The sequence below is a fragment of the Peijinzhouia sedimentorum genome, from assembly GCF_049340005.1.
Lineage (GTDB): Bacteria > Bacteroidota > Bacteroidia > Cytophagales > Cyclobacteriaceae > CAXBDP01.
In genome coordinates, this window is record NZ_JBMPIY010000006.1 from 91,210 (window position 1) to 115,808 (window position 24,599).

The window sequence follows — 24,599 nt, forward strand, 5'->3', positions numbered from 1 at the left end:
AGTTTTTGTAAATGGCTATAAATGCCAAAAGACCCGAATGAAGGGTCTTTTGGATTATTAAATTTAGAATCAATGAGAATTAGCCATTCATCGAGATGAGAAATTCTTCATTGTTTCTTGTGCCTTTCATTTTGTCGAGTAGGAATTCCATACCTTCTACCGGGTTCATATCGGCCATGTATTTACGTAATATCCACACTCTAGCAAGTTCTTCCTTGTCGAGTAGTAGATCTTCTCTACGGGTGCCTGATGCTGTCACATCAATAGCTGGGTAAATTCTACGGTTACTAATCTTACGATCAAGCTGCAATTCCATGTTGCCGGTACCTTTGAATTCCTCAAAGATTACTTCATCCATTTTGGAGCCTGTTTCGATTAGTGCTGTCGCAATAATGGTAAGTGAGCCGCCATTTTCGATGTTACGTGCTGCACCAAAGAAACGCTTAGGCTTATGCAATGCATTTGCATCCACACCACCTGAGAGAATTTTGCCTGAGCTTGGAACTACTGTGTTGTAAGCACGAGCCAAGCGAGTGATTGAATCCAATAGAATCACCACATCATGGCCACATTCTACCATACGCTTTGCTTTTTCCAATACGATGCTAGCCACTTTCACATGGCGATCGGCTTGCTCATCGAAAGTAGAAGATATTACTTCAGCTTTTACGCTTCTAGCCATATCGGTAACTTCCTCAGGACGCTCATCGATAAGTAAAATCATCAAATAGCATTCTGGATGATTTTCAGCGATTGCATTGGCGATAGACTTAAGCAATACCGTTTTACCCGTTTTTGGCTGGGCTACGATCATGCCACGCTGGCCTTTGCCAATCGGTGCAAATAAATCTAAAATTCTGCTGGAGTAATTGTTCGATTTGGTGCTCAGTCTGATTTGCTCCTCAGGGAATAGTGGAGTCAAAAATTCAAATGGCACTCGATCTCTTATTTCTTCGGTAGTTCTCCCATTTACAGATTCTACTCTTAATAACGCAAAGTATTTTTCACCTTCTTTTGGAGGGCGAATTTGACCTTTTACAGTATCACCAGTTTTCAAACCAAAAAGCTTGATCTGCGATGGAGATACATATATATCGTCAGGGCTTGCAAGGTAATTGTAATCCGAGGAGCGAAGGAAGCCGTAGCCATCCTGCATCATTTCTAATACACCTTCATTTACAATTATACCGTCGAAATCCTTAACGTTTGTTTGTGGTTTTCTTGGTCTAGGAGGCTGCTGCTGTTGCCTATTGTCATCATCTCTACGCTCTGGCCTAGGTGCTCTAGCTTCACGAGGTTCTCTTGTCTCGCGTGGAGCATTTTCCCTCGGCTCTCTATTGTCTTTTTGCTCCCTATTATCCTCTCTTCGTGGATTTGGCGTGCGTTGTTCAGCTGCGTTAGTGTTGTTTTCTGTTGCGCTTGGCTTTTTGGCTTCAGGAGCATTTTCCTCCGACTGATTTCTGTTTCCCTGATTAGGATTTCTTGGCTGATTTCTGTCTGTAGGTCTGTTGTCAGCAGGCTTGCGCTCAGGCTTTCTTTGAGGTGTTTCTTTATTAGCCTCTGGTTTAGCTGCTCCACCAATATCTTCTTTAGTCTTTTTATCTAGGTTGGAAACGGTATCTTCTACTTCCAGATTAAATGACTTCAATAGCTCCTCAGCAGTCATTTCATTTACGGGCTTATTTATTTTGCCAGTATCTTCTGTTTTAGCTTGAGGAGGGTTGGGTTTTTCGCGGGAAGAATCCGGCTTTCTGTCGGTAACATTTTGTCTGCGAACTCTAGGCTTTTCAGCTCTATCATTTTCATTTCGAGTTGGTGCAGCACTAGGGCTTGGTTTTTCGGAAGCTTTTTCTGGGGCTTTGCTAGCCTCTTCAGTTTTTTTCTTGGGTAGCTTTTCGTCAGGAGTTACAGCCTGATGTTCGAGAATGGCATAAATCAAGTCTTGCTTAGCAAGTTTTTTGAAATTTTTCAGGCCCATTTCTTCGGCTAGTTCCCGTAATTCCGAAAGCAACCTGACACTTAGGTCGTCAATAGTATACATACAATAAGATTAGTAAATAAAAAACCTTTGATGATTGAGGTAAAGGTTGGAAAGTAAAAAGTGATTAGATTAACGATAAGATCTTACCATTTGATTCGATATTGGGATCAACATCTTTGGAAGACACTGCAATATTAGACCAACCATTATTAATAGTCAAGTGAATAGCCATATTTAAGCAATTCTTTTTTAATTCCCTTTTTCCTTCGAATTGATTTATTTTGCAAGCTCAAATAAGAATTACTATGCTTCCAATCACTCGCATACGCGAAGAAAAAGAACAATTGATAGCTGGATTACTCAAAAGGAACTTCCAAAATGCAGCCTTACTCATTGAAAACGCCCTTAAGTTAGATGATCGTCGTAAGGAGTTGAAATCGGAAATGGATGCTCAGCTGACCGAACTCAATACGATATCTAAGAGCATTGGTGAACTGATGCGTGCAGGCAAAAAGGAAGAAGCCGAAGAAAGAAAGCTTTGGACTGGCCAACTAAAGGAGAAATCAAAAAATTTGGGAGATGAATTGCAGGCAGTAGAAAAGGAATTGCAAGACCTGCTTTACACTATTCCTAATGTGCCCCATAGCTCGGTGCCGGCAGGAAAAAGTGCTGATGATAATGAGGAGATTTTCAAATATGGCGAAATTCCTCAATTACCAGATGGAGCATTGCCACATTGGGAGCTAATCCGTAAATATGATATCATCGATTTCGAGCTGGGTACCAAGATTACCGGTGCGGGATTTCCTGTGTATAAAGGCAAAGGAGCCAGAATCCAACGGGCACTAATTAATTTCTTTTTGGACAATGCGCTTGAAGCTGGTTATGTAGAAATCCTCCCGCCTTTTATGGTAAATGAAGCCTCAGGGTACGGCACAGGGCAATTGCCTGATAAGGAAGGCCAAATGTACCACATGACAGCCGACGATCTTTATTTGATTCCAACTGCCGAAGTTCCGGTTACCAATTTATATCGTGACGTTATTCTCAATACCAATGATTTGCCCGTAAAAAATGTCGCTTACACACCCTGTTTTAGAAGAGAAGCAGGCTCTTGGGGAGCGCATGTGCGTGGACTCAATAGGTTGCATCAGTTCGATAAGGTAGAAATTGTGCAAGTGAGGTTGCCGGAAGAAAGTTACCAAGCATTGGAAGATATGAGCCAATATGTACAAGGCTTGCTCAAAAAGCTTGAATTGCCATATAGAGTTTTGAGATTGTGCGGTGGCGATATGGGCTTCACTTCAGCACTTACTTACGATATGGAGGTGTTTAGTGCCGCACAGGAAAGATGGCTCGAAGTAAGTTCTGTTTCCAATTTCGAAGATTACCAATCCAACAGACTAAAGTTGAGGTATAAAGGCGAAGACAAAAAGTCACAATTGCTGCATACACTTAATGGATCTGCATTGGCGCTTCCGAGAATTTTGGCGGCTATTTTGGAAAACAATCAAACTGAAGCAGGCATTCGAGTGCCATCAGCTTTAGTGCCATATACTGGTTTTGAGTTTATAAATTAAGATGTAGAAAGAGGTCGTTTTGAATGAAAGGGCCTCTTTTTTTTACGCATATTTCCTATATTGTTTTCCTATTCAATAATTAGGAGACATGCCAAAAGCGCAATTTTTTACCTTCATTTTACTTTTACTTCTGATTATAAGCTGTAACAAAAACGGCGGGAGGGTAGAACTTGCTGCTGATTTGAAGCCTTTCGACAGATTGTCTCAATATGGCTTTTTCACAGGTAATTTAGCTGATCTGCAACCTAATGAAGGAGTGTTGCCTTATGATTTGAATTCTCCTTTATTCTCTGATTATGCAGAGAAAGCGCGCTTCATTTGGCTGCCCAATGGCCAAAAGGCAAGCTATGTAAGTAGCGGCTCATTGCAATTCCCAATTGGCACAGTCATTATCAAAAATTTCTATTACCATCAAGACAATCGTAATCCACAATTGGGAAGGCGCATCATCGAAACTCGCTTGTTGATCCACACTGAAACTGGTTGGGAAGCATGGCCATATATTTGGGACGATGAGCAAAAGGATGCCACTATGGACGTGATAGGTGGGAATAAGCAAATTAGTTGGCTTGATAAATCAGGAGAAAGTCATGAGCTTAATTACAGTATTCCCAATAAAAATCAATGCAAAGGCTGCCATGACTGGAAGGGAAGTATGCAGCCCATTGGCCCACAAGCCAAGCATCTGAATAAAGATTTTCAATACGAAGAGGGTACATTCAACCAATTGGAGTATTGGCTAAAAGTAGGTTATCTGCAAAACTTACCCTCAGAGCAAGATTTGATTCCTCGCATGGCCGATTATACTCAAGTCGATAGTTCTAATGAAAATTTGAATGAAAGAGCAAGAGCGTATTTAGATATTAATTGTGGGCATTGTCATAATGCAAAAGGTCCGGCCAAAACAAGCGGACTGTCTTTATTGTATGAGGAAACTAATCCAACAGCTATTGGGATAAACAAGCCGCCAATAGCAGCCGGTAGAGGTTCAGGAAATTTAAAATTCAGTATAGTGCCTGGCCATTCTGAAGAGTCTATCTTGCTTTATAGAATGCTGAGTGCTGATCCGGGAAGTATGATGCCTGAGATTGGTCGCAAAATGGTGCACGAAGAAGGAGTGGAGTTGATTCGAGAATGGATTGACTCTATGGAACCGACTTTAAGAAAATAGAAAAAGGGCATCGATTGCTCAATGCCCTTTTGTCCTAGAATTTTTATTTATCGCTTAATTATCCAAATCGCCACGTTCAGCAGCTTTGATCATATCTTCGTTAGCTGTAATTGCAACGGTAACTCTACGGTTTTGAGTTCTTCCAGCTGCAGTTGAATTATCAGCGATCGGCTGGGTAATACCATGACCAACTTCAGTAATTCTAGCTTGAGCAACGCCATTTATTTTCAAATGGTTAGAAACACTAGCAGCTCTTCTTTTAGAGAGATCCATATTGTAATCGGCTCTACCAGTATTATCTGTATGGCCTTCAATAAGGATATTTGTATCAGGGTATTTCTTCAATGTTTCAGATAATTTCTCAAGCTCAGTTTTCACATCAGGCTTAAGCGCATAAGAATCGATATCGAAAAGGATTCCTGAATCGAACGTAATTTGGATACCTTCACCTACACGTTCCACTTCCGCATTTTCTAAGTCTTTTTGGAGCTCCTCTGCTTGCTTGTCCATGTTGCGACCGATGAGTGCACCTGCTGCACCACCTACTACAGCGCCAATAAGCGCGCCACGGCCAGTATTGCCAGTTGCAGCACCAACACCAGCGCCAACTACAGCACCGCCACCCGTACCGATTGCACCGCCTTTAGCAGTATTGCTCCACTTGCTACAAGAAGTAAACATTCCGAAAGAAACTAAAACAATAAGCAAGAGCTTGATTGTTGAAAAATTGTTTGTGGTTTTCATAATAAAAAAATTGGTTTCCATTATTGTAGAAATAATCGAGCCATGATTTGCAAACAGAAATTATGTTTTTGTAAATCAATAAATTAAAATTTCCAAAGCAAAATAAGCTGACTTCTAGACTTTAGAAAGCGGGAGGTGTTTGCGTTTCGTAAATCACATTGCCTTGCTCATCCCATTCTTTTACTATGTAAGGTTTGAAGTCTTTATCAAAAGGGTCAGGGCTGTATTGAATTTGGCGTTTGGGGCGTCGTTGCATCCTGTAATATTCGGTCCATAGTCCCACACGGCTATCGAAGCGATATTGACCAGCAACGGCTATTTGTCCGTTTTCATGGAAGATATAGAAATTACCCTCCCGCTCCCCGTACTCGATCGGTGTGATTTCCTTCATCTTATTCTGTGAGCCATCATACCACACAATTTCCGATTCTACTGGCCAGCCTTTATAATAATATTCTTTATCTACCAATTCGAAATCTCTATTGTAAAGGAGCCACCTGCCGTGTTTTAAGCCTTTGTAAAACATCCCTTCTTCTACAATATCTCCGCCTATGCTTCTTTGATATGGGCCATGAAGTAAAAAGCCTTTTTTGTCAGCCACATCTCTATTTCTAGATACCTCCCGCTTTTCCACATCGTACCAATGATAGTCTCGCACATAATTGTCGGGCGGTGGAGGTAATTCGGCAATAAATCGATAAGTCTCCACTTGTTGGTCATCAGCCATTCCTCTTTTGGCAAATCCTTTTTTAGTCTTTATCCCAAAGAATTCATTTTTGCTGGCTTTTTTCTTTTTCTTCTTTTTTTCGGCAGGGTCATCGGTAAGATTTACTTCTAACAAATCATCTGAAAGAGGAATTTTCTCCAACCAATCTGGGCCTTCAATCGAATCATTTTCAAGTGGTTCATCATAAACTAATTCTTTATCCTCATTACTTTCTGCATACGGTCTTTGTCGCTGCTTACCTTGGAAAACGCAAGAAGTAGCTAATGTGCTGAGAAGGAAAATAAGAAATAGTTTATTCATCAATTTAAATAGAACTGCTGTGTTCGATAACGAAGATATACTTTTCCTGTTGTAAGGCAATATTAGAAATTGTTTGAGTCATTGCGAAGGTATGTGTTCAGATTCGAAGCAGATATATTTCTTCTCCTTATATTTACCCAATGCGATTGATCTCTCACCCTATTCTTTGCAATTACTATGTGACCTACCGCTGTAATGCTACATGCAGCTTTTGTGATATTTGGGAGAAGCCATCACCTTATGTGGAGGAGAATACGGTACGGCGCAACTTGGAAGACATGAAAAAGCTGGGCGTAAAGGTGATTGACTTTACTGGAGGGGAACCCTTACTGCATCGTAAAATGCCTGAATTGCTTCGAATGGCTAAGGAAATGGGCTTTATTACCACATTGACTACAAATGGGCTGCTCTATCCCAAAAATGCCGAGAAATTAAAAGGCCTGATAGATATGCTCCACTTTTCCCTTGACTCGCCCGATAAGGAAGTTCATGATAAATCCAGAGGTGTAGCTTGTTTTGATCATGTGATGAACTCTATCCGCATTGCCAAAAGCTTGGGAGAAAGGCCTGATATTCTGTTCACAGTATTCGAAGAGAATATAGATGATGTGGAAAGAATGTACAGCGAAATCTGCAAACCCAATAATTTGGTACTTATTCTCAATCCGGTATTTGAGTATAATAACGTGGAAACGGGTGCAGGTCTCTCAAAGGAAAGTCTGCAAAAGTTGAGAAAATTCGGTCAAAAGGATTTGATATATATAAATGAGGCATTTATAAGCTTGCGATTGAATGGCGGCAATCAAATTGATGCGCCGGTTTGTAAGGCAGGGAGCTCCACCATTGTGATTTCGCCTGAAAATAAGCTTGTGCTGCCTTGCTATCATTTGGGAGTGGAGGAGTTGCCAATTGAGAATAGGCTATTGGAGCTTTACCGTTCAGATAAGGTTCAGCAAATTGTGGCAATGGAAGGCAAGCTGCCCGAATGTCAAGGTTGTGTAATCAATTGCTATATGCAGCCTTCATTTGCTGTAGAATTAAATAAGTATTGGTGGAAGGCTCTGCCTAGTACATTGAAATACAATCGAATAAAAGGAACTTGGAAAAGGATGATTCCATTTTTGAATAAAATGCCTGCTTAATTTCAAGAACAATCCAAGATTACAAGCCGTTATGAAGCTGTACAAGTGAACGGATTATGTAAAATTTATAGGGCTTTTTACTTTATTTAATATATTTGTACCGCTCTTTCAAAGGGCATATTTTCATTTCGAAACAATCAAATAAGGGGTAAATGACTTCAATTATTTTAACGTCTATAGTAGCATTCACCGTAATTATACTGCTACTGGTGTTTATTTTGCTTTTCGCGCAATCGAAGTTGGTGCAGTCGGGAGATGTAAAAATCATTATCAATGGAGATGAATCCAATCCAGTAGTAGTTTCTGCTGGTTCGACATTGCTAAATACGCTTTCTGGGCAGAAGATTTTCTTGCCATCAGCTTGTGGTGGTGGTGGAACTTGCGCTATGTGTAAGTGTGTGGTAGAAGATGGTGGTGGCGATGTGCTTCCAACAGAGGTTGGTCACTTGAGTAGAGCAGAACAAAAAGAAGGAGTACGTCTTTCTTGCCAAGTAAAAGTGAAGCAGGATATGCATATTCGTATTCCTGAAGAAATATTTGGTATTAAAAAGTGGGAATGCGAGGTGGTATCAAACTACAACGTGTCTACATTTATTAAAGAGTTTGTAGTAAAGTTACCTGCAGGTGAAACATTAGATTTTCAATCAGGTGGCTATGTTCAAATTGACGTGCCAGTAATCACTTGTTACTTCAAGGATATTAATATTGATCCACATCCAGATTTGGGTCACAAGCAAGATATTTTTAAAGAAGACTGGGATAAGTTTAAGATGTGGGATCTCGTAATGAAAAATGACGAGCCAATCTTTAGAGCTTATTCTATGGCCAACCACCCAGCTGAAGGTAATATCGTGATGCTAAACATCCGTATTGCAACTCCGCCTTGGGATAGAGCTAACAATAAATGGATGGATGTGAATCCGGGTATTTGTTCTTCTTATGTATTTACTAGAAAGCCGGGTGATAAAGTAACAATTTCTGGCCCTTATGGTGAATTCCATATCAACCCAACGAAGAGAGAGATGATTTATATTGGTGGTGGCGCTGGTATGGCTCCATTACGTTCTCATATCTTCCATTTGTTCCATACTGAGAAAACGGATCGTAAAGTATCGTATTGGTACGGTGGTCGTTCGAAAAGAGAATTGTTCTATGTAGAGCATTTCAGAGATATTGAAAAAGATTTTCCTAATTTCAATTTCCATATTGCTTTGTCTGAGCCACTTCCTGATGATAACTGGAAGTTGAAAAAGTCAATTGATGATAGAGAAGCTGATGGATACGTAGGATTTATTCACCAAGCACTATTCGACAATTACTTGAAAACGCATCACGACCCTGATGAAATTGAATATTACTTATGTGGGCCTCCAATGATGAATGCAGCAGTATTGAAAATGCTGGATGATATGGGAGTTCCGCCAGAGAATATACGTTTTGATGATTTTGGTGGTTAATTTTTGATTAAACAAAAGATAGAAGGGAGAAGTGATTCTCCCTTTTGTTTTTTAGGACGATTTGATATTACCTTCTAAGAATTTGTAGCATCCCAAACCTCCCGCTGTTTTTATAGTTTGATAATAGATAGTGGTGAATTCAAATTGCTAGTTGCAAGGCTTATTTATTTTACTTAATACTATCTCTATTTAAGTATAGCTTCCCTTAAAAAATTGTAAATTGAATTTTTACCAATAATCATAATCTTATGGATCAAAAATCAGCTAATTTATTTGATGTTCCACCAGAGTGGAACAAGTGGAAAAAGCACATTGGCAAGATTGTCATCGGCTTTGTACTACTGCTAGTGGTTTTTTCATCCGTCAAAACTGTAGGCCCGGAAGAGGAAGGTATCGTACTTTTCTTCGGTAAATATAATCGCACAGTATATCCTGGGTTGAATTTCATTGCTCCGCTGGGGATTGAAAGCATGCGAAAAATTCCCGTGCAGCGTCAGCTAAAACAGGAATTTGGCTTCAGAACAACGTCTGCTGGACGCCAATCTGAATATTCTAAAGGTCCTTATGTAGATGAATCACTAATGCTTACTGGGGATTTGAATCTATCTGATGTTGAGTGGGTGGTTCAATACAGAATAAGTAACTCTTATAATTACCTATTCAAGGTGCGTGACGCAGACCAAACTTTACGTGACATGACTGAGGCTATTATGCGTAAAGTTGTAGGCGACCGTACCGTAAATGAAGTCCTTACCGTTGGCAGACAAGAAGTGGCTAGTACTGTAGAAGTATTGCTACAAGAGATGTGTGAGGAATATGAAAATGGAATCCGCATCGATCAGGTGGTGCTGCAGGATGTGAACCCTCCAGAGCCAGTGAAGCCATCATTTAACGAGGTGAACGAAGCCCAGCAAATGCGTGAAACCTTACTAAACCAAGCAGAAGCCGAGTATAATAGAGTAATACCAAGAGCAAGAGGTGAGGCGCTTGAAACCATTCAATTAGCAGAAGCTTATTTATTCAATAGAGTGAATATTGCAAAAGGTGAAGCAAATAGATTTACCAGTGTATTCGAAGAATATATAAAAGCTCCTCAGGTGACACGCAAAAGACTCTATTTGGAGACAATGGAGCGTGTACTTCCTAAACTTGGAAATAAAATCATAGTAGATGAAAGTGGCCAGAATGTATTGCCACTGCTGAATATCAATCAAATAAAAGAACAAGCGGGAGGAAATTGATCATGAAAACATCGACTATCATATTTATAATCGCGGGCTTCTTCATATTTATAATCGGCATCAACAGCTTTTTTATATTAGATGAAACCCAACAGGCTATTGTTACGCAATTTGGGAAGCCTGTGGGTGAGCCACGTACAAGCCCAGGCCCTAATTTCAAAATTCCAATCCTCCAAAAGGTACAGTTTTTCGATAAGCGCTATTTGGAATGGGATGGAGATTCCAACCAAGTACCAACTAAGGATAAGAAATTCATCTTTGTAGATGCGTATGCGCGCTGGGTAATTACCGATCCTCTGCAGTTTTTCATTCGTTTGAGGGACGAACGCTCAGGTCAAACTCGTCTTGATGATATTCTTGATGGTGAGACGAGAAATGCCGTAGCAAGTAATGATTTGCTCGATATAGTTCGCTCCAGTAACCGAGATCCGGAGGTTGTGGATGATGTAATGGAAGATATCGATAAACTTGAAGATATTTCTGTTGGCAGGGAAGCCATAGAAAAAATGATTTTGGAAAAATCGAATTTGAGAACCGCAGATTTGGGTATTCGTATTTTAGATTTCAGGTTTAAGAGAATCAATTATGTGGATGAAGTTCGCGAGAGTATTTATCAAAGAATGATAAGTGAGCGAAAGCGTATTGCAGATCAGTTTAGATCCGAAGGTCAAGGTGAAGCAAGACGTATTGCAGGTAACAAAGAGCGTGATTTGGCACAAATACAATCAGAGGCAACGCGGGAGTCAGAGGAAATTCGCGGTCGTGCCGATGCTGAAGCTACAGCTATTTATGCTGAGGCTTACAACAGAAATGCTCAAACTCGTGACCTTTATGAGTTCCTACGTAGTATGGAAAGTTTCGAAAAAGCACTTGATGATAAGACCTATTTGATTTTATCGACTGATAGTGATTTCTATAAGTTCCTTAAACGCGGAGGCAATTAATTTACATCCATAAGCATTACATCTTTCTATCAAATGAACGATTCAAATGAAATACAAGAGCCTCTGTTCCCTTTTTCGTACAGAGGCTTTTTAGGCATGATTGGAGCCTGGCATCTTGCATGGGGTTTTTTTATTAGGCAGTTTTCGGGAGCATTTAGTGCATGGATTACCCGCGATAGGGAATTTACCGCCGATTTTCTTCCGGAAGTAGGGCTTATTTTGATGCTTTCAGGCTCTATATTGTTTCTAGTAGCAGCATTCCCAATGCGCTATCGGGTGTTGTTGGTCTTTTGTGTGTTGTCATTTCTGACAATTGGAGCCTTTCTATACACGGGCGCTTTTGCAGGGCAAGCCACCAAGCAATTGTATTTTCATCTTATTAGCAATTACGTTCTCACATCCATTTTTCTAATTATCATCGGTATAAGAGCGCAAAAAGTAGCTAAGAGTATGAAGATGGGGTAGGGTACAGTGGAGGGAGGATGAGTATGTTTGATGGATAGAAGAAGAAGGTGATGGGTTATGGGTTTTGAGATATAGCTCTGTAGAAGCGAACTGTTTTTAGCAGCAGAACATGCGAAAATGCCACCTAGCTCCGTAAGAGCAGCTTTCATTTTAAAGAAGTATAGGTTGACCTCTTTTCCGTAATAAATCTAGAATTTCAGGTAAAGCTCAATTGTTAAAAATCCTTACATTTAGCCTCCCAAAAATTCAGATAGAATGAAAAAGACCCTTTACGACTTGACAAAAGACGATTGGAATACTTTGTTTCCAATTGAGCTGGTAGAGCATAATCCAAAATGGAAGCTGATATTTGAAAGTGAGCGGGCGCAAATAATTGAGAAAGTTGGATCTGATACAATATTGCAGATTGAGCATTTTGGTAGTTCGGCGATTCCAAGTATCAAATCGAAACCCTATATCGATATGCTAATTGAAATTCCAAAGAAATTGCTTTTTGATGAGACATTGATCTCGAAATTTGCCGAATTAGGGTATTCGCATTTTGTAGTTCCGGCCAGAGAAAATATTGAAGCATATTCATCATTTGGAAAAGGCTACAATTTGGAAGGCAAGAATGAGCAGATTTTTCATATACACATGTGCCCTGCAGATAATATAATGTGGGAACAAATTGTTTTTAGAGACTACCTGAATACACACAATGAAAGAGCTAAGGAGTATGAAAGCTTGAAAGAGTCTTTAGCTGCCAAATACCGAAATGACCGCGGAGCGTATGTATTGGGAAAGGCAGAATTTATAAAAGAAACGCTGAAGCAGATGGCCCAATCTTAAGGCAACCTCTGGACTGTTTGAAAAATTAGTAAAGGCCTGAAGTCGTAAATTTCCTTCAACTAGAGGATAGAAAAAATAGCGGGAGGTAATTAGCCTCATGATTTAGACTCTTCAATAAATTTTATTGAATTTGCTCAATTCTAACCCACGGGAGCAAAGGATAAAAGCAGAATTTCCTCCCGCTCGCTTCCAACACTTGTTGGATAAATGCCGATTTAGAAAAATAAATGAAGCCTAAACCATGCTGATAATTCACTAAAATCAAAGCTATTGGTAAGAATCTTCACCTTTCAAGACCAATTGAAATGTATATATGCTTATAACGGCTAGTTTTAAGAATTCTATGAAGTTTGTTACAATAAGACAATAAGATACTTGCCTTTCTGCCCAAGACAAATACAAGACGATCCTTGAGTATTTTGAAATTGGATATTGGTAGTGTAAGAATTGATTGCGAATTAAGATAATCGTTGCGATCCCAGCAGAAGTGAATGCTTATACAGATTTGGGTTTAGAGCCTTCAATTGAACAGATTCAAGCAGGTCTAGACTTAGGTGGGACAGTCTAGTCTGTTTTCTTTTACTTGGCCATGAGCTATACATTTAGAATTTTTATATAAAAGATTAACCCATCCAATTTCCCCTCCTCTTGTTTTCTCTAAGGATTAAAGTATTTTTAATCCCATGCTTATCGAAAAATATACTGCTGACTGGATTAGAGCTTTTGAGCTATTGAAGTTTGAGATTGCAAAAGGATTAAGAGGCACTGAATTCCAAATTGAGCATGTAGGTAGTACTGCTGTTCCGAATTTGGCTTCAAAAGCCATTATTGATATAGACATTATCTATGAAAAAGCTAAGGAATTTGAAGCAATCAAAACTGGGCTAATCAATCTCGGGTATTTTCATAACGGAGACCAAGGCATCGCACAGCGAGAGGTATTTAAGAGAATTACTTCAAGCAATCATAAAATTTTAGATGGAATAAGACATCATCTTTATGTTTGCCAAGCTACCAGCAATGAGCTAAAAAGGCATATTTTGTTTAGAGATTTTCTCCGGAATAATGATTGGGCGAGGATTGAATACGAGGCTAAGAAATACGAATTGGCAATGAAAGCAAGGCAAGACAAAAAGCTTTATGCCGAATTGAAAGAATTGCATTTGAAAGATTTTGTAAACTCAATAGTGAAATATAATTGATTATCCTCCCGCCAAACCCATTACCAAATGGAAAACATAAGTGATATATTCAATATCGACCCAAATGCTCAAACGAAAGCATACCGCAAAGGAGCCTTGCTCCAAAGTGCTGGCGATTCAAAGGCATTGACTTTTTATGTAAAAACGGGTTTGCTCCGAAGTTATATTATTGATAGCAAGGGCAAAGAACATATTTTTATGTTTGCTCCAGAAGGTTGGATTATTGCCGATGTAGAATCTTTGGAGTATGGCAAGCCGGTGGAGTTATATATAGATTGCTTGGAGGATTCTGAAGTAGTGATTTTAGAGAAAGAGCTATTATTTAATGCCGAAGTCTCAAAGGAAATGATCATTAAAAATGCCAATCTCTTGTATCGAAGGATGGGTGTTTTGCAGAGAAGAGTACTTATGCTAATGAGCGCTCCTGCAGTGGATAGATATGAATACTTCTTGGAAGCTTATCCAAACCTTGCCAATAGAGTTCCACAAAGGATGATAGCGACTTATTTGGGTATTACCCCGCAAGCTCTCAGCACGATAAGAGCTAAAATGGCTCATTCTTAACAATCGTACTTCTTCATCTACATGAATGCGAATGAAAAAATAAGTTTTGAAATTTAAATAAAAATTTCAAGCTTATGAAAGAGTATTCAAACGGTGAAATCACCATCAAATGGCAAGCAAATCTTTGCCAACATGCATGTATTTGTGTTAAAACTTTACCACAAGTTTATAACCCTAAGGCTTCTCCGTGGTTAAAAATAGAAAACGCAAGTACAGAAAAGCTAAAAAATCATTAAATAAATGCCCGTCAGGAGCTTTAACCTATTATATCAATGAGTAAAATTATAAATATCGAACCACTCGGATTTCCTTGGAAAACCCAAGATCCATTTTTGTTTTGTGTCTACCATAGAGATGAATTCCCAAAAGGAAATGCAAAAATGGGCGTTGACCCTGAGCTTCGCAAAGGACGGAATGTAGGGCAAGATTTTGTGATAAAAGACGGCTGGCGTATGTATCACGGGCAGAATATGCCCGGCTTTCCGTATCATCCGCACAGAGGCTTCGAGACCATCACCATCAATAAGGAAGGTGTGGTGGATCATACAGATTCACTTGGTGCTGCGGGTCGGTTTATGGCAGGTGATGTACAATGGATGACTGCGGGTAGAGGAGTCCAGCATTCAGAGATGTTTCCTTTGGTAAATGAGGATAAAGGAAATCCATTAGAAATATTTCAAATCTGGCTCAACTTACCTAGAGCATCCAAAATGGTGGAGCCACATTTTAAGATGTTGTGGCGGGAGGATATACCAGTGGTTAAGCATAAAGATGAGGCTGATAAGACCACCACTGTACAGGTGATTGCAGGCAATATCAAAGACGTGAAAGCATTAGATCCAACACCGGATTCTTGGGCAGCTAATCCAGCAAATGCAGTGGCAGTTTATACAGTGAAAATGGATGCCAATGCCGTTTGGACACTTCCCAAAAGCAACAAGGATGCTCACCGAACGATCTTTTTCTACAAAGGCGAATCGGTAGAAATTGAAGGCAAAAGTGTTAAAGTAAATCATTTGGTGGAAGCTTTAGCTGGCGAGGATATAAGCATACAAAACGGCAATCAGGAATCTTACTTTCTGATATTAGAAGGCAAACCTATAGGTGAACCTGTAGTGCAGCATGGGCCATTTGTGATGAATACCGCAGACGAAATACGCGAAACCATGCGCGAATACGGAAGAACGCAATTTGGTGGCTGGCCTTGGAAAGAAACCGAAGTAGCCCATCCAAGGGAGAAAGGCAGATTCGCTTTGCATAGTGATGGCAGAGAGGAAATTAAGTAATCATGGAAGTGAAAAATAGCTTTTCAAATTGGCCGGTTCTGAATTTTGCTGAAATAAAAGATACGTATGAAACGCTTCATCAGTGGATTCAAATTGTAGGCAAAATCAGACTAAAAACCATGCCTTGGCAAAATCACTCTTGGCATGCGGCATTGTACATCAGTACCCATGGATACTCTACTCATGGAATTCCCTATCAAGGGCGGCTTTTTCAGCTGGAATTTGATTTTAAGCAACACAAGCTTTTTATTGAATACACCGATGAGGAAACCTTGAGTATAGATCTTCGACCCATGACAGTTGCAGATTTTTATTCCGAACTGTTTGAAAAGCTTTTGAGTATAGGCATCGATGTAAAAATACATGGAAGCCCAAACGAAATGGATCCTGCGATTCCTTTCAAGGATAATAAAATTAACAAGTCATATGATCCAAAAGTAGCTTATGATATATGGCAGGCAATGTTGAAAGCCAATAATGTTTTCAGCAAATTCAGAAGTGATTTTATAGGCAAGTGTAGTCCTGTGCACCTTTTTTGGGGAGCATTTGATTTGGCAGTGACTCGTTTTTCAGGTAATTCAGCTCCTTTGCACAAAGGGGGTGTTCCTAATATGCCTTTGGAAGTAATGCAGGAAGCATATTCTCAAGAAGTATTTAGTGCAGGTTTCTGGCCAGGCTCAAAAGATTTTCCTCCTGCTTTTTATACCTATATCTACCCAGCAAATCCTTATTTTGGCGAACAACAAGTGTTGCCAAAAGAGGCTTTTTACAGTAATGAAATGGGTGAATTTTTCCTTATGTACGAAGATGTCAGGAAATCAAAGGATCCCGAAGGCATGCTCAAGGCCTTTTTACAAAGCACCTATGAAGCTGCCGCAAATTTATCAAATTGGAATAGAAACGAATTAGAATTTAATTATGAGTGAACCTAAGATAGCAGACAGAAAACCCAAAAAAGTAGAATTAGAAAAAGGAGAGGTGAAATATTGGTGTGCCTGTGGCTTAAGTAATAACCAGCCATTTTGCGATGGATCCCATAAAAGCACGGACATTACTCCAGTAAAATTTGAGGCTAAAGAGACAGGTGATGCTTACTTGTGTATGTGTAAGCGCACCAAGGATCAGCCCTATTGCGATGGGACACATTCCAAATTGAAGGATGAAGAAAAGAACGAAGAAAAATCATCCAATAATGGTAGTGTGGATTCAACCAAAGAGGAGCCCAATTTGGCTTTTATCAAAGCCTTAGCGAAAGATGGACTCTCCAAAATGGGAAAGCATGGCGAAATGGCTGCGATGGGTGTACCGGGTCCGGAATTACCGCAATGGAAAGATATTCAAATTCTTGCTGCTCAACTGGCAACCAAGCCTTTAATGGAAGATGTGGAAGTGGGTTCAGAACTCATTATTGGACCAAATGCTAAGAAGCCGTTAAAACTAGCTATTCCATTGTTTGTTTCGGATATGAGTTTTGGAGCTTTATCCGAGGAAGCAAAAATAGCTTTAGCGAAAGGAGCAGAATTAGCCGGTACAGGTATTTGCTCAGGTGAAGGCGGTATGTTAGATGAAGAGCAGCAGGCCAACTCCAAGTATTTCTATGAATTGGCTTCTGCTAAATTTGGCTTCGAGTGGGATAAACTCAAACGTGTTCAGGCATTTCATTTTAAAGGAGGTCAGGGAGCAAAAACAGGAACAGGAGGGCATCTCTCAGGTAATAAGGTAGTGGGTAAAATTGCCGAGGTTCGCAAACTGGAAGAAGGAACTCCAGCCATTTCTCCTCCCACTTTTGAAGACTTGACAACAGTAGAAGATTTCAAAATTTTTGCAGACAAAGTTCGTGACCTCACAGGAGGTATTCCCATTGGCTTCAAGCTTTCTGCCAATCATATTGAAGCAGATATACAGTTCGCCCTCGATGCAAGCGCAGATTACATCATTTTAGATGGCCGTGGTGGCGGAACAGGAGCAGCGCCATTACTTTTTCGAGATAATATCTCGGTTCCAACGATACCTGCCTTAGCAAGAGCCAGATATTATTTGGACAAAGTGGGTAGAAAGGATGTCACCTTAATTGCCACTGGTGGAATTCGAGTTCCAGCAGATTTCATCAAAGCTATGGCCTTGGGTGCCGATGGTGTGGCGTTGGCCAACTCCGCCATACAAGCAGTAGGCTGTGTAGCCGCCAGAATGTGCCATACGAACAATTGCCCTGCAGGTGTAGCTACACAAAAGCCGGAGTTAAGAAAGTTAATTGATATTGATAAATCGGCAAAGCAGCTACATAATTTCTTCTCTGCTTCTACAGAGCTAATGAAAGTAATGGCAAGAGCTTGCGGTCATAATCATTTGAATCAATTCAATAAGAAAGATATCACTACCTGGAAAAAAGAGATGGCTGAGCTTGCTGGAATAAGCTACGCCGGATTTTTAAGTGAATAAACCACAATCGACTATTTAAAAGTGGGAGGTATAAGGAAGAACACCTTTTACCTCCCGCTTTTTTTAAAGCGTAACTGTGCTATGCAGAGACTTGGAAATGATGCATAAAACAATTCAAAAAAACTTTGGGACTCCAAGAAACAATTCTTAATTTTGAATTGTATCTAAAAGAGAATAATTCTCTTGAAAGAATTAATGAGAAAGCAAGAACTAATAAATAGGCTTAAGGAAAAACAGTTACGAGTAACTCCTCAACGGATTGCTATTTTAGAGGCAATCATCAAATTGAACAATCATCCAACGGCTGAGAATATAATCACCTACATTAAGAAAAATCATCCAACCATCTCTATTGGAGCGGTTTATAAGATTTTGGATTCCTTGGTAGAAGCAGATTTGCTAAAGAGGGTAAAAACTGAAAATGGCATAATGCGCTACGATCCCTTCATCACTAAACATCATCATTTGTACTGTGCAGACTCTGACAAAATCGAGGATTATGAGGATGAAGAGTTAGATCAAATTATTAGTGATTATTTCAAGAAAAAGGAAATCAAGAACTTTCAAATCAACGATATCAAACTTCAAATAAGCGGTAAATTTAAAAATTAACACTAGCATATGGAAAACATGAAAACTGGTAAATGCCCGGTAATGCATGGGGCAAATACCCAACATTCTTCGGACTCGGTAACAGGTTGGTGGCCTAAGGCCTTAAACTTTGACATCTTGCATCAGCATGATACCAAACCCAATCCTAATGACGATGGCTTTAACTACAAAGAGGCATTTTTGAAGTTAGACTTAGAAGCAGTAAAAAATGACTTAAAAACATTGATGACAGATAGCCAAGACTGGTGGCCTGCCGACTGGGGTCATTATGGGGGTTTGATGATTCGTATGGCTTGGCATGCTGCCGGTACCTACCGTGTAGCTGATGGTCGTGGAGGTAGCAATACTGGTAATCAGCGTTTTGCGCCACTTAATAGCTGGCCAGATAATGGTAACTTAGATAAAGCTCGCCGTCTATTATGGCCAATCAAAAAGAAGTATGGCAATAGCCTTTCTTGGGCAGACTTATATATCCTAGCGGGTAATATGGCTTATGAGTCTATGGGCTTCAAGACCTTTGGTTTTGCAGGTGGAAGAGAAGATATCTGGCATCCAGAAAAGGACATTAATTGGGGTAGTGAAAAAGAATGGCTAGCGGCAACTAAGAACAGATATTCTAATGACCAAGATCGAGCTTCTTTAGAGAATCCATTAGCAGCCGTGCAAATGGGATTGATCTACGTAAACCCAGAAGGTGTAGATGGTCAGCCTGATCCATTGAGAACTGCACATGATGTACGCGAGACATTCAAGCGTATGGCCATGAATGATGAGGAAACTGCTGCACTAACAGCGGGAGGTCATACAGTAGGTAAGGCACATGGCAACGGTGATGCGAGTATTTTGGGTCAAGCACCAGAAGGTGGAGAAATCCACGATGCAGGTTTTGGCTGGATGAACCCAACAGGAAAAGGTAATGCAGAAAATACAGTAACAAGTGGTTTGGAAGGTGCATGGACTACTACTCCAAACAAATGGAACCACACGTATTTCCATCTATTGTTAAATCACGAATGGGAGACGAAGAAAAGTCCGGCAGGAGCATGGCAATGGGAACCGATAAATATCGCTGAAGAGGATAAGCCATTTGATGCTCATATTCCTAATGTTCGTAGAAATCCAATTATGACGGATGCGGATATGGCAATGAAAATGGATCCTGAATATAGAAAGCATATTGAGCGTTTTGCCAAGGATCCAGCATATTTTGCCGATGTATTTGCAAGAGCTTGGTTCAAGTTAACTCACCGTGATTTGGGACCAAAAAGCCGTTACCTAGGAGCTGATACACCACAGGAAGACCTTATCTGGCAAGATCCAATCCCTACAGTAGATTATACACTCTCAGAAGCTGAGATTGAAGAATTGAAAAGCAAATTGTTGAATAGCGGACTTTCTAGTACCGAGCTAATCAATACTGCATGGGATAGCGCAAGAACTTTCCGTCAATCAGACTACAGAGGTGGTGCAAATGGCGGTAGAATTCGTTTAGCTCCACAGAAATTCTGGGAAGGCAATGAGCCTCAAAGATTGGAGAAAGTGCTTAATAAGCTAACTGAAATCCAGGCAGGATTAAGCAAAAAAGTGAGTATCGCAGACTTAATTGTATTGGGTGGTACTGCTGCTGTAGAGAAAGCTGCCAAAGATGCTGGTGTAGATGTGAAAGTGCCATTCGCGCCAGGTAGAGGTGATGCAACTGCAGAAATGACTGAAGTAGATTCTTTCCAATATTTAGAGCCTGTTCATGATGGTTTCAGAAACTGGGTGAAAAAGAGCTATGCAGTAGAGCCTGAAGAATTGCTTTTGGATAGAGCTCAATTAATGGGCTTAACAGCTCCTGAAATGACTGTGTTGATTGGTGGTATGCGTGTATTAGGCACAAACCATGGCGGCACCAAGCATGGAGTATTCACAGATCGGGTAGGCGTACTTAGCAACGATTTCTTCGTGAACCTTACCGATATGAGCTATAGCTGGAAGCCAGTTGGAGAAAACCTCTACAATATTGTAGAAAGAAAAACTGGAGCACTTAAGTGGACAGCTACAAGAATAGACTTAGTATTTGGTTCAAATTCTATTTTGCGTTCTTATGCTGAACTTTACGCTCAAGATGATAACAAAGAGAAGTTTGTAAGAGACTTCGTAAGCGCTTGGACTAAAGTGATGAACGCTGATCGTTTCGATATCAAATAAGTCTTGAACTTACTTTAATAGGCCAAGGCCAAATAAATTTTAAACCGAGGGAGATTTTCTTCCTCGGTTTTTTTTTATGACCCTTTCTGTTCGGGATTGTAACCCTGTTCGGGATTTCCAAATCCCGAACCTTGATACTATGGATTTGTAATCCATGTTTTAAAATTATCCAAATTTCACTTGCTATAAAATTCGGATAATACTAATTTGAAAGTCAAGCATTTAAATGTCTTTTCATGTCGTTTGCTTATCGTATTTATGATCAACATGAGATATACTTTGTCACTTTTACAGTACGTCAATGGGTAGATGTTTTTACCAGAAGTGAGTATATTGAAATTCTGCTAGAAAATCTTCGGTATTGCCAGCAGAACAAAGGGTTAAAAATTTATTCATGGGTGGTTATGTCAAATCACTGTCACTTAATAGTACGCACCGAAGGTCATAAGTTGAGTGATGTTATCCGAGATTTCAAAAAGTTTACAGCTAAAGCAATTGTAAATGCTATTGAAGAAAATACCAAAGAAAGCCGGAAGCGGTGGTTATTATGGTTGCTGAAAAAGGAAGAACAGGTCGTTTTCTGGAAAGAGGGATATCATGGTGTAGAAATCAGTGATCAAAATATATTTGATTCAAAATTGACCTATATTCACTTAAACCCAGTAAGAGCAGGATTAGTAGAGAAAGAGGAGGAGTATTTGTGGAGCAGTTGTGCGGATCTTTATGGTGTACGAAAAGGGGCATTGGAGTTGGAGTTAATTTAAGGCTTCGGATTACAAATCCGAATTATCAGGAATTCGACATTGCAAATGTCGAATAGGTAAATTCCTGTTCGGGATTTCCAAATCCCGAACCTTGATACTATGGATTTGTAATCCACCTTTTTAAAGTTTTTTGAGCTTAACGGATTACAAATCCGAATTATCAAGAATTCGATATTGCAAATGTCGAATAGTGGGTGATGCCATATTACCCATTGAGTATTTGAGTGATTTTTTCTTCTACAATAGGCATTCTTTCTTCTCGCATTAGTGGATGAATGTGTGCTGTTAATACCTCCTGCAAAAGACCTTTTTGAATAAGCTTTTCCAATTGTTCTTTTATAAAAGTAGTAACAAGGATTTCATCATTGGCAATTTCCTCTACAATACGAATGCGGTTATCAAGAATATGGACAATATCTTCTATATCGTGACTGGTTCGGTAATCCTTTCCACGATTGTTAAACGCTTCGAATTTTGTAGCCAAATAGCATGGTGCAGATAAAATTTTCACTTCCTGTTCCTTTGCTTTTGCAGACCATAGATTTTCAAACCCAATTTTATACCATCGGTTTGCCGGACCTAATGGCCCATCTTCGCTAGACATAATATCTACTGGAATATCATTGTACTTGAAACTACAAATGGCATGGCCAAAGGGATCGGGATGAAAACCAAGGACTCCTAATCTTTCTTGCACTTCTTGCCAATGGCTGAGGTTGATGATATTCAATGTTAAATCAACATCTTGTGTAGGTCGTACTTCATCGGCTGCTGGATCATCAGTATATAAACTCACCACTGCTCCACCTACAAAAACCATGTTTTGATTGAGATCTTGCAATGCTTCAGCAATTTCAGCTACTACTGCAATATTTATCGTTCTATTCTCCAAGACCTAAACGTTTATTGAGTTCTACTACTGCTAGTTCCCTTTCTCTTACTCGACCTACTCGCAAGGCATCTGCCAAGGCCAACAATTCATGTAGTTTTTCATCTTTTAAAGCAGCCTCAGGAACGGAAGGATATAAAGGCTGTATGCTGTGTCCGCGCACTGTTCCTTTGCCATAGGGCCATACATAATTTTCGGTGCTTTGTATTTGTGCTTTTAAGGGTAGTGCTGAATGTGAAGTTGGTACACCTCTTACTACGGCTCCTGGTTTTTGAGGGAATACATAGCGCAAACCATATTGCAAAAATTCCATCAAACCCAGTTTCATCACTGTTTTGCCATTTGGAGCAAGTAAGTCTGCATACTTGCAACGGGCTACCCCTTCACTCACTTCCGACTGGCTTAATCCTAAGGCCTCAGCTACTGTTTTTTGATTCCAGGAAGGATGGTCATCACTTACTATTTTCAGTAAGAGTAGTACATCTTGCGGTTTAAGTTGTTGGCCTTGTGACTTCATTCGATTTTATATTGCGTATCGCGATATGCAATATTACGGAATAATCTGAAGTTTTAAGCAATATTATACAATTATATCGCATATCGCGATATGCGATAATTTTTTATAAATCTTACTCCGCTTTTGGAAAAAGATTGGAGAGGAAACTTTTTTGAGCTTATCGGATTACAGATCCTCTTTATCTGTAATTCGACATTGCAAATGTCGAATAGCAGGGGTTCTCAATCCGCTTCGCCTTGCTTAAGTCTGTTATCGTATCGTCTAATACAAAACCTTTGATAATATACTCTTTCAAGGTTTTAGTAGCCCATATTCTAAATTGCGTGGCTTTAGTAGAATTTACCCTATAACCCACCGAAATGATAGCGTCAAGGTTGTACATTTTCTGTTTTCTAGAAACTTCTCTGCCTCCTTCCATTTGAACTTGTAAAAATTCCTTACAAGTTGCCTCCTCGTCTAATTCGCCACTTTCAAATATATTCTTTAAATGAATCGTAATGTTTTGAGGGCTAGTGTCAAACAGAATTCCCATTAATTTTTGAGAAAGCCAAATGGTTTCATTCTCCAACAACACATTCAACCTCACCTTACCTTCCGGCGTAGTGTATAAAATAAAGCTATTCTCTTTCGGTGTAAAATCAGGCATAATTCTTTTCTGCTTTGTTTCCAAAATGGAAATATGTCAATTCAACTCAGACCGAATTTATCGAATTGTTTCTTTATTCTTTTAACCATTCTGAGTTTTCTTTCCTGTTCGGGATTTCCAAATCCCGAACCTTGATACAGTGGATTTGTAATCCACCTTTTTAAAGTTTTTTGAGCTTAACGGATTACAAATCTGAATTATCAGGAATACGACATTGTAATTGTTGAATTTTGAGTTGCCGAACGGGTGGCTAGTTTTTTAAAAATATGATAACAGCGGTAGTTAGAAGAATAAGCAGCGAATACAGATATAGAGATTTCGGATTAAATCTTTCCTTTACCAAAAAGACTAATAAAAATACAGGTAGGATAAAAAGTGCAGCAATCATTGGGAGCCAAAGCATTTCAAATATTGCTCCACTCAATGCAAAATAATAAACATCTGCAAACTGGACTAAACACCAAAAAACCGCCGTGAATGTGCTTAAACAAAAGGCAGTTTTAGATTTGTTGCTTGCAGTCATTTATCTCCTTTTAAGAACAGATTAGCTATTGTTTTATTAATTTTTTCACCACATAAGTTTTACCCATGTTAAATCTTATGAGATAAATACCTAGCGGAAAATTACTAGTCTCAATTGTAGTTCTTTCAACCAAATTTCCTTTTAAAATAATTTGTCCTAATTTATTTAAAATTTCAAAACTTACAATTTCCTTGTTTCCTGTATATTCGATCATTAATTCATTTGAAACAGGGTTGGGATAAACACTAATAAATTTATCTTTATCAGCCGATTGAATTCCTGTAATAAGACTGATAAACTGTTCTTCGTTTCCATAAGCTGTACCTGCCTCGTTGGTAGCATATGCTCGAACATAATAAGTTGTGTTTGGATTTAAGTTAA

Annotated in this window: 25 protein-coding genes; 18 read left to right on the top strand and 7 right to left on the bottom strand. The window is 39.4% G+C overall.

The genetic code is table 11. The features are described from left to right. Positions 1-79: 79 nt before the first annotated feature. The gene (gene rho, locus ACOXY8_RS10120) at positions 80-2,041 is read right to left on the bottom strand and encodes a transcription termination factor Rho (protein ID WP_458331468.1); all 1,962 of its coding nucleotides are present in this window, start codon (positions 2,039-2,041) and stop codon (positions 80-82) included. A gap of 245 nt (positions 2,042-2,286) precedes the next feature. Here rho and serS point away from each other — a divergent pair, with 245 nt between their 5' ends. Further along, positions 2,287-3,561: a serine--tRNA ligase gene (gene serS / locus ACOXY8_RS10125; protein WP_458331469.1), complete on the top strand. Its 1,275-nt coding sequence runs from the start codon at positions 2,287-2,289 to the stop codon at positions 3,559-3,561. 88 nt (positions 3,562-3,649) lie between these two features. Further along, entirely contained in the window at positions 3,650-4,732 is a 1,083-nt protein-coding gene (locus tag ACOXY8_RS10130; RefSeq protein WP_458331470.1) for an SO2930 family diheme c-type cytochrome, read from the top strand. A 54-nt stretch (positions 4,733-4,786) separates the two neighbouring features. Here ACOXY8_RS10130 and ACOXY8_RS10135 read toward each other — a convergent pair whose 3' ends face one another. Both ACOXY8_RS10135 and ACOXY8_RS10140 read right to left on the bottom strand, forming a co-directional pair. Continuing rightward, positions 4,787-5,476, bottom strand: coding sequence for an OmpA family protein (locus ACOXY8_RS10135; RefSeq protein ID WP_458331471.1), 690 nt, complete (start codon positions 5,474-5,476; stop codon positions 4,787-4,789). A 121-nt stretch (positions 5,477-5,597) separates the two neighbouring features. Continuing rightward, a complete protein-coding gene (locus tag ACOXY8_RS10140) occupies positions 5,598-6,503 on the bottom strand; it encodes a toxin-antitoxin system YwqK family antitoxin (RefSeq protein ID WP_458331472.1) in 906 nt (301 codons plus the stop codon). Between the two features lie 140 nt (positions 6,504-6,643). Here ACOXY8_RS10140 and ACOXY8_RS10145 point away from each other — a divergent pair, with 140 nt between their 5' ends. The 15 genes from ACOXY8_RS10145 to ACOXY8_RS10215 all read left to right on the top strand — a co-directional run bounded on the left by ACOXY8_RS10145 (position 6,644) and on the right by ACOXY8_RS10215 (position 21,643). Then, a complete protein-coding gene (locus ACOXY8_RS10145) occupies positions 6,644-7,645 on the top strand; it encodes a radical SAM protein (protein WP_458331473.1) in 1,002 nt (333 codons plus the stop codon). Positions 7,646-7,797: 152 nt separating this feature from the next. Beyond that, positions 7,798-9,102 (top strand): NADH:ubiquinone reductase (Na(+)-transporting) subunit F, encoded by a 1,305-nt coding sequence (nqrF, locus tag ACOXY8_RS10150; protein WP_458331474.1) that lies wholly within the window; start codon positions 7,798-7,800, stop codon positions 9,100-9,102. A 248-nt stretch (positions 9,103-9,350) separates the two neighbouring features. Continuing rightward, positions 9,351-10,343 carry an FtsH protease activity modulator HflK gene (gene hflK / locus ACOXY8_RS10155; RefSeq protein ID WP_458331475.1) on the top strand — a complete coding sequence of 331 codons (993 nt, stop codon included), beginning with the start codon at positions 9,351-9,353 and terminating at the stop codon, positions 10,341-10,343. 2 nt (positions 10,344-10,345) lie between these two features. Then, a complete protein-coding gene (gene hflC / locus ACOXY8_RS10160; RefSeq protein WP_458331476.1) occupies positions 10,346-11,287 on the top strand; it encodes a protease modulator HflC in 942 nt (313 codons plus the stop codon). 33 nt (positions 11,288-11,320) lie between these two features. Beyond that, positions 11,321-11,752 (top strand): hypothetical protein, encoded by a 432-nt coding sequence (locus ACOXY8_RS10165; protein WP_458331477.1) that lies wholly within the window; start codon positions 11,321-11,323, stop codon positions 11,750-11,752. Positions 11,753-12,007: 255 nt separating this feature from the next. Beyond that, positions 12,008-12,583 carry a GrpB family protein gene (locus ACOXY8_RS10170; protein ID WP_458331478.1) on the top strand — a complete coding sequence of 192 codons (576 nt, stop codon included), beginning with the start codon at positions 12,008-12,010 and terminating at the stop codon, positions 12,581-12,583. 683 nt (positions 12,584-13,266) lie between these two features. Next, positions 13,267-13,785, top strand: a complete 519-nt coding sequence (locus tag ACOXY8_RS10175; RefSeq protein ID WP_458331479.1) for a GrpB family protein — start codon at positions 13,267-13,269, stop codon at positions 13,783-13,785. 27 nt (positions 13,786-13,812) lie between these two features. After that, positions 13,813-14,349, top strand: a complete 537-nt coding sequence (locus ACOXY8_RS10180) for a Crp/Fnr family transcriptional regulator (RefSeq protein WP_458331480.1) — start codon at positions 13,813-13,815, stop codon at positions 14,347-14,349. A 74-nt stretch (positions 14,350-14,423) separates the two neighbouring features. After that, on the top strand, positions 14,424-14,585 hold the full coding sequence (locus tag ACOXY8_RS10185; RefSeq protein ID WP_458331481.1) for a (4Fe-4S)-binding protein: 162 nt from the start codon (positions 14,424-14,426) through the stop codon (positions 14,583-14,585). A 36-nt stretch (positions 14,586-14,621) separates the two neighbouring features. Then, positions 14,622-15,635 (top strand): pirin family protein, encoded by a 1,014-nt coding sequence (locus tag ACOXY8_RS10190; RefSeq protein WP_458331482.1) that lies wholly within the window; start codon positions 14,622-14,624, stop codon positions 15,633-15,635. A gap of 2 nt (positions 15,636-15,637) precedes the next feature. Continuing rightward, entirely contained in the window at positions 15,638-16,561 is a 924-nt protein-coding gene (locus ACOXY8_RS10195) for a DUF5996 family protein (RefSeq protein WP_458331483.1), read from the top strand. Further along, positions 16,554-18,074 carry a glutamate synthase-related protein gene (locus ACOXY8_RS10200; RefSeq protein WP_458331484.1) on the top strand — a complete coding sequence of 507 codons (1,521 nt, stop codon included), beginning with the start codon at positions 16,554-16,556 and terminating at the stop codon, positions 18,072-18,074. The genes ACOXY8_RS10195 and ACOXY8_RS10200 overlap by 8 nt, the downstream gene beginning before the upstream one ends. A 195-nt stretch (positions 18,075-18,269) precedes the next feature. Next, a complete protein-coding gene (locus ACOXY8_RS10205; protein WP_458331485.1) occupies positions 18,270-18,686 on the top strand; it encodes a Fur family transcriptional regulator in 417 nt (138 codons plus the stop codon). Between the two features lie 9 nt (positions 18,687-18,695). Further along, the gene (gene katG, locus ACOXY8_RS10210) at positions 18,696-20,879 is read left to right on the top strand and encodes a catalase/peroxidase HPI (RefSeq protein ID WP_458331486.1); all 2,184 of its coding nucleotides are present in this window, start codon (positions 18,696-18,698) and stop codon (positions 20,877-20,879) included. 236 nt (positions 20,880-21,115) lie between these two features. Then, positions 21,116-21,643 (top strand): REP-associated tyrosine transposase, encoded by a 528-nt coding sequence (locus tag ACOXY8_RS10215; RefSeq protein ID WP_458331487.1) that lies wholly within the window; start codon positions 21,116-21,118, stop codon positions 21,641-21,643. Positions 21,644-21,848: 205 nt separating this feature from the next. Here the strand turns inward: ACOXY8_RS10215 and ACOXY8_RS10220 are convergent, their stop codons facing one another. The 3 genes from ACOXY8_RS10220 to ACOXY8_RS10230 all read right to left on the bottom strand — a co-directional run bounded on the left by ACOXY8_RS10220 (position 21,849) and on the right by ACOXY8_RS10230 (position 23,695). Continuing rightward, positions 21,849-22,535 (bottom strand): nucleotidyl transferase AbiEii/AbiGii toxin family protein, encoded by a 687-nt coding sequence (locus tag ACOXY8_RS10220; protein ID WP_458331488.1) that lies wholly within the window; start codon positions 22,533-22,535, stop codon positions 21,849-21,851. Further along, positions 22,525-23,049: a hypothetical protein gene (locus ACOXY8_RS10225; RefSeq protein WP_458331489.1), complete on the bottom strand. Its 525-nt coding sequence runs from the start codon at positions 23,047-23,049 to the stop codon at positions 22,525-22,527. Before ACOXY8_RS10225 ends, ACOXY8_RS10220 begins: the two co-directional genes overlap by 11 nt. A gap of 178 nt (positions 23,050-23,227) precedes the next feature. Further along, on the bottom strand, positions 23,228-23,695 hold the full coding sequence (locus ACOXY8_RS10230) for a virulence RhuM family protein (RefSeq protein ID WP_458331490.1): 468 nt from the start codon (positions 23,693-23,695) through the stop codon (positions 23,228-23,230). 266 nt (positions 23,696-23,961) lie between these two features. Here ACOXY8_RS10230 and ACOXY8_RS10235 point away from each other — a divergent pair, with 266 nt between their 5' ends. Beyond that, positions 23,962-24,129 (top strand): hypothetical protein, encoded by a 168-nt coding sequence (locus tag ACOXY8_RS10235; RefSeq protein WP_458331491.1) that lies wholly within the window; start codon positions 23,962-23,964, stop codon positions 24,127-24,129. Between the two features lie 114 nt (positions 24,130-24,243). On the opposite strand, the gene ACOXY8_RS10240 is transcribed toward ACOXY8_RS10235, so the two are convergent. After that, on the bottom strand, positions 24,244-24,599 hold a 356-nt coding region (locus ACOXY8_RS10240; RefSeq protein ID WP_458331492.1), incomplete at its 5' end, for a T9SS type A sorting domain-containing protein.

Excerpts from the sequence above, each read along its gene's own strand:
- ACOXY8_RS10170 (WP_458331478.1), top strand. The coding sequence starts at position 12,008 with ATGAAAAAGACCCTTTACGACTTGACAAAAGACGATTGGAATACTTTG.
- ACOXY8_RS10180 (WP_458331480.1), top strand. The coding sequence starts at position 13,813 with ATGGAAAACATAAGTGATATATTCAATATCGACCCAAATGCTCAAACG.
- ACOXY8_RS10215 (WP_458331487.1), top strand. The coding sequence starts at position 21,116 with ATGTCGTTTGCTTATCGTATTTATGATCAACATGAGATATACTTTGTC.
- ACOXY8_RS10145 (WP_458331473.1), top strand. The coding sequence starts at position 6,644 with ATGCGATTGATCTCTCACCCTATTCTTTGCAATTACTATGTGACCTAC.
- ACOXY8_RS10165 (WP_458331477.1), top strand. The coding sequence starts at position 11,321 with ATGAACGATTCAAATGAAATACAAGAGCCTCTGTTCCCTTTTTCGTAC.
- ACOXY8_RS10205 (WP_458331485.1), top strand. The coding sequence starts at position 18,270 with ATGAGAAAGCAAGAACTAATAAATAGGCTTAAGGAAAAACAGTTACGA.
- ACOXY8_RS10140 (WP_458331472.1), bottom strand. The coding sequence starts at position 6,503 with ATGAATAAACTATTTCTTATTTTCCTTCTCAGCACATTAGCTACTTCT.
- rho (WP_458331468.1), bottom strand. The coding sequence starts at position 2,041 with ATGTATACTATTGACGACCTAAGTGTCAGGTTGCTTTCGGAATTACGG.
- nqrF (WP_458331474.1), top strand. The coding sequence starts at position 7,798 with ATGACTTCAATTATTTTAACGTCTATAGTAGCATTCACCGTAATTATA.
- ACOXY8_RS10185 (WP_458331481.1), top strand. The coding sequence starts at position 14,424 with ATGAAAGAGTATTCAAACGGTGAAATCACCATCAAATGGCAAGCAAAT.
- ACOXY8_RS10225 (WP_458331489.1), bottom strand. The coding sequence starts at position 23,049 with ATGAAGTCACAAGGCCAACAACTTAAACCGCAAGATGTACTACTCTTA.
- ACOXY8_RS10130 (WP_458331470.1), top strand. The coding sequence starts at position 3,650 with ATGCCAAAAGCGCAATTTTTTACCTTCATTTTACTTTTACTTCTGATT.
- hflK (WP_458331475.1), top strand. The coding sequence starts at position 9,351 with ATGGATCAAAAATCAGCTAATTTATTTGATGTTCCACCAGAGTGGAAC.
- katG (WP_458331486.1), top strand. The coding sequence starts at position 18,696 with ATGGAAAACATGAAAACTGGTAAATGCCCGGTAATGCATGGGGCAAAT.
- ACOXY8_RS10200 (WP_458331484.1), top strand. The coding sequence starts at position 16,554 with ATGAGTGAACCTAAGATAGCAGACAGAAAACCCAAAAAAGTAGAATTA.
- ACOXY8_RS10135 (WP_458331471.1), bottom strand. The coding sequence starts at position 5,476 with ATGAAAACCACAAACAATTTTTCAACAATCAAGCTCTTGCTTATTGTT.
- ACOXY8_RS10175 (WP_458331479.1), top strand. The coding sequence starts at position 13,267 with ATGCTTATCGAAAAATATACTGCTGACTGGATTAGAGCTTTTGAGCTA.
- hflC (WP_458331476.1), top strand. The coding sequence starts at position 10,346 with ATGAAAACATCGACTATCATATTTATAATCGCGGGCTTCTTCATATTT.
- serS (WP_458331469.1), top strand. The coding sequence starts at position 2,287 with ATGCTTCCAATCACTCGCATACGCGAAGAAAAAGAACAATTGATAGCT.
- ACOXY8_RS10235 (WP_458331491.1), top strand. The coding sequence starts at position 23,962 with ATGATAACAGCGGTAGTTAGAAGAATAAGCAGCGAATACAGATATAGA.
- ACOXY8_RS10195 (WP_458331483.1), top strand. The coding sequence starts at position 15,638 with ATGGAAGTGAAAAATAGCTTTTCAAATTGGCCGGTTCTGAATTTTGCT.
- ACOXY8_RS10190 (WP_458331482.1), top strand. The coding sequence starts at position 14,622 with ATGAGTAAAATTATAAATATCGAACCACTCGGATTTCCTTGGAAAACC.
- ACOXY8_RS10230 (WP_458331490.1), bottom strand. The coding sequence starts at position 23,695 with ATGCCTGATTTTACACCGAAAGAGAATAGCTTTATTTTATACACTACG.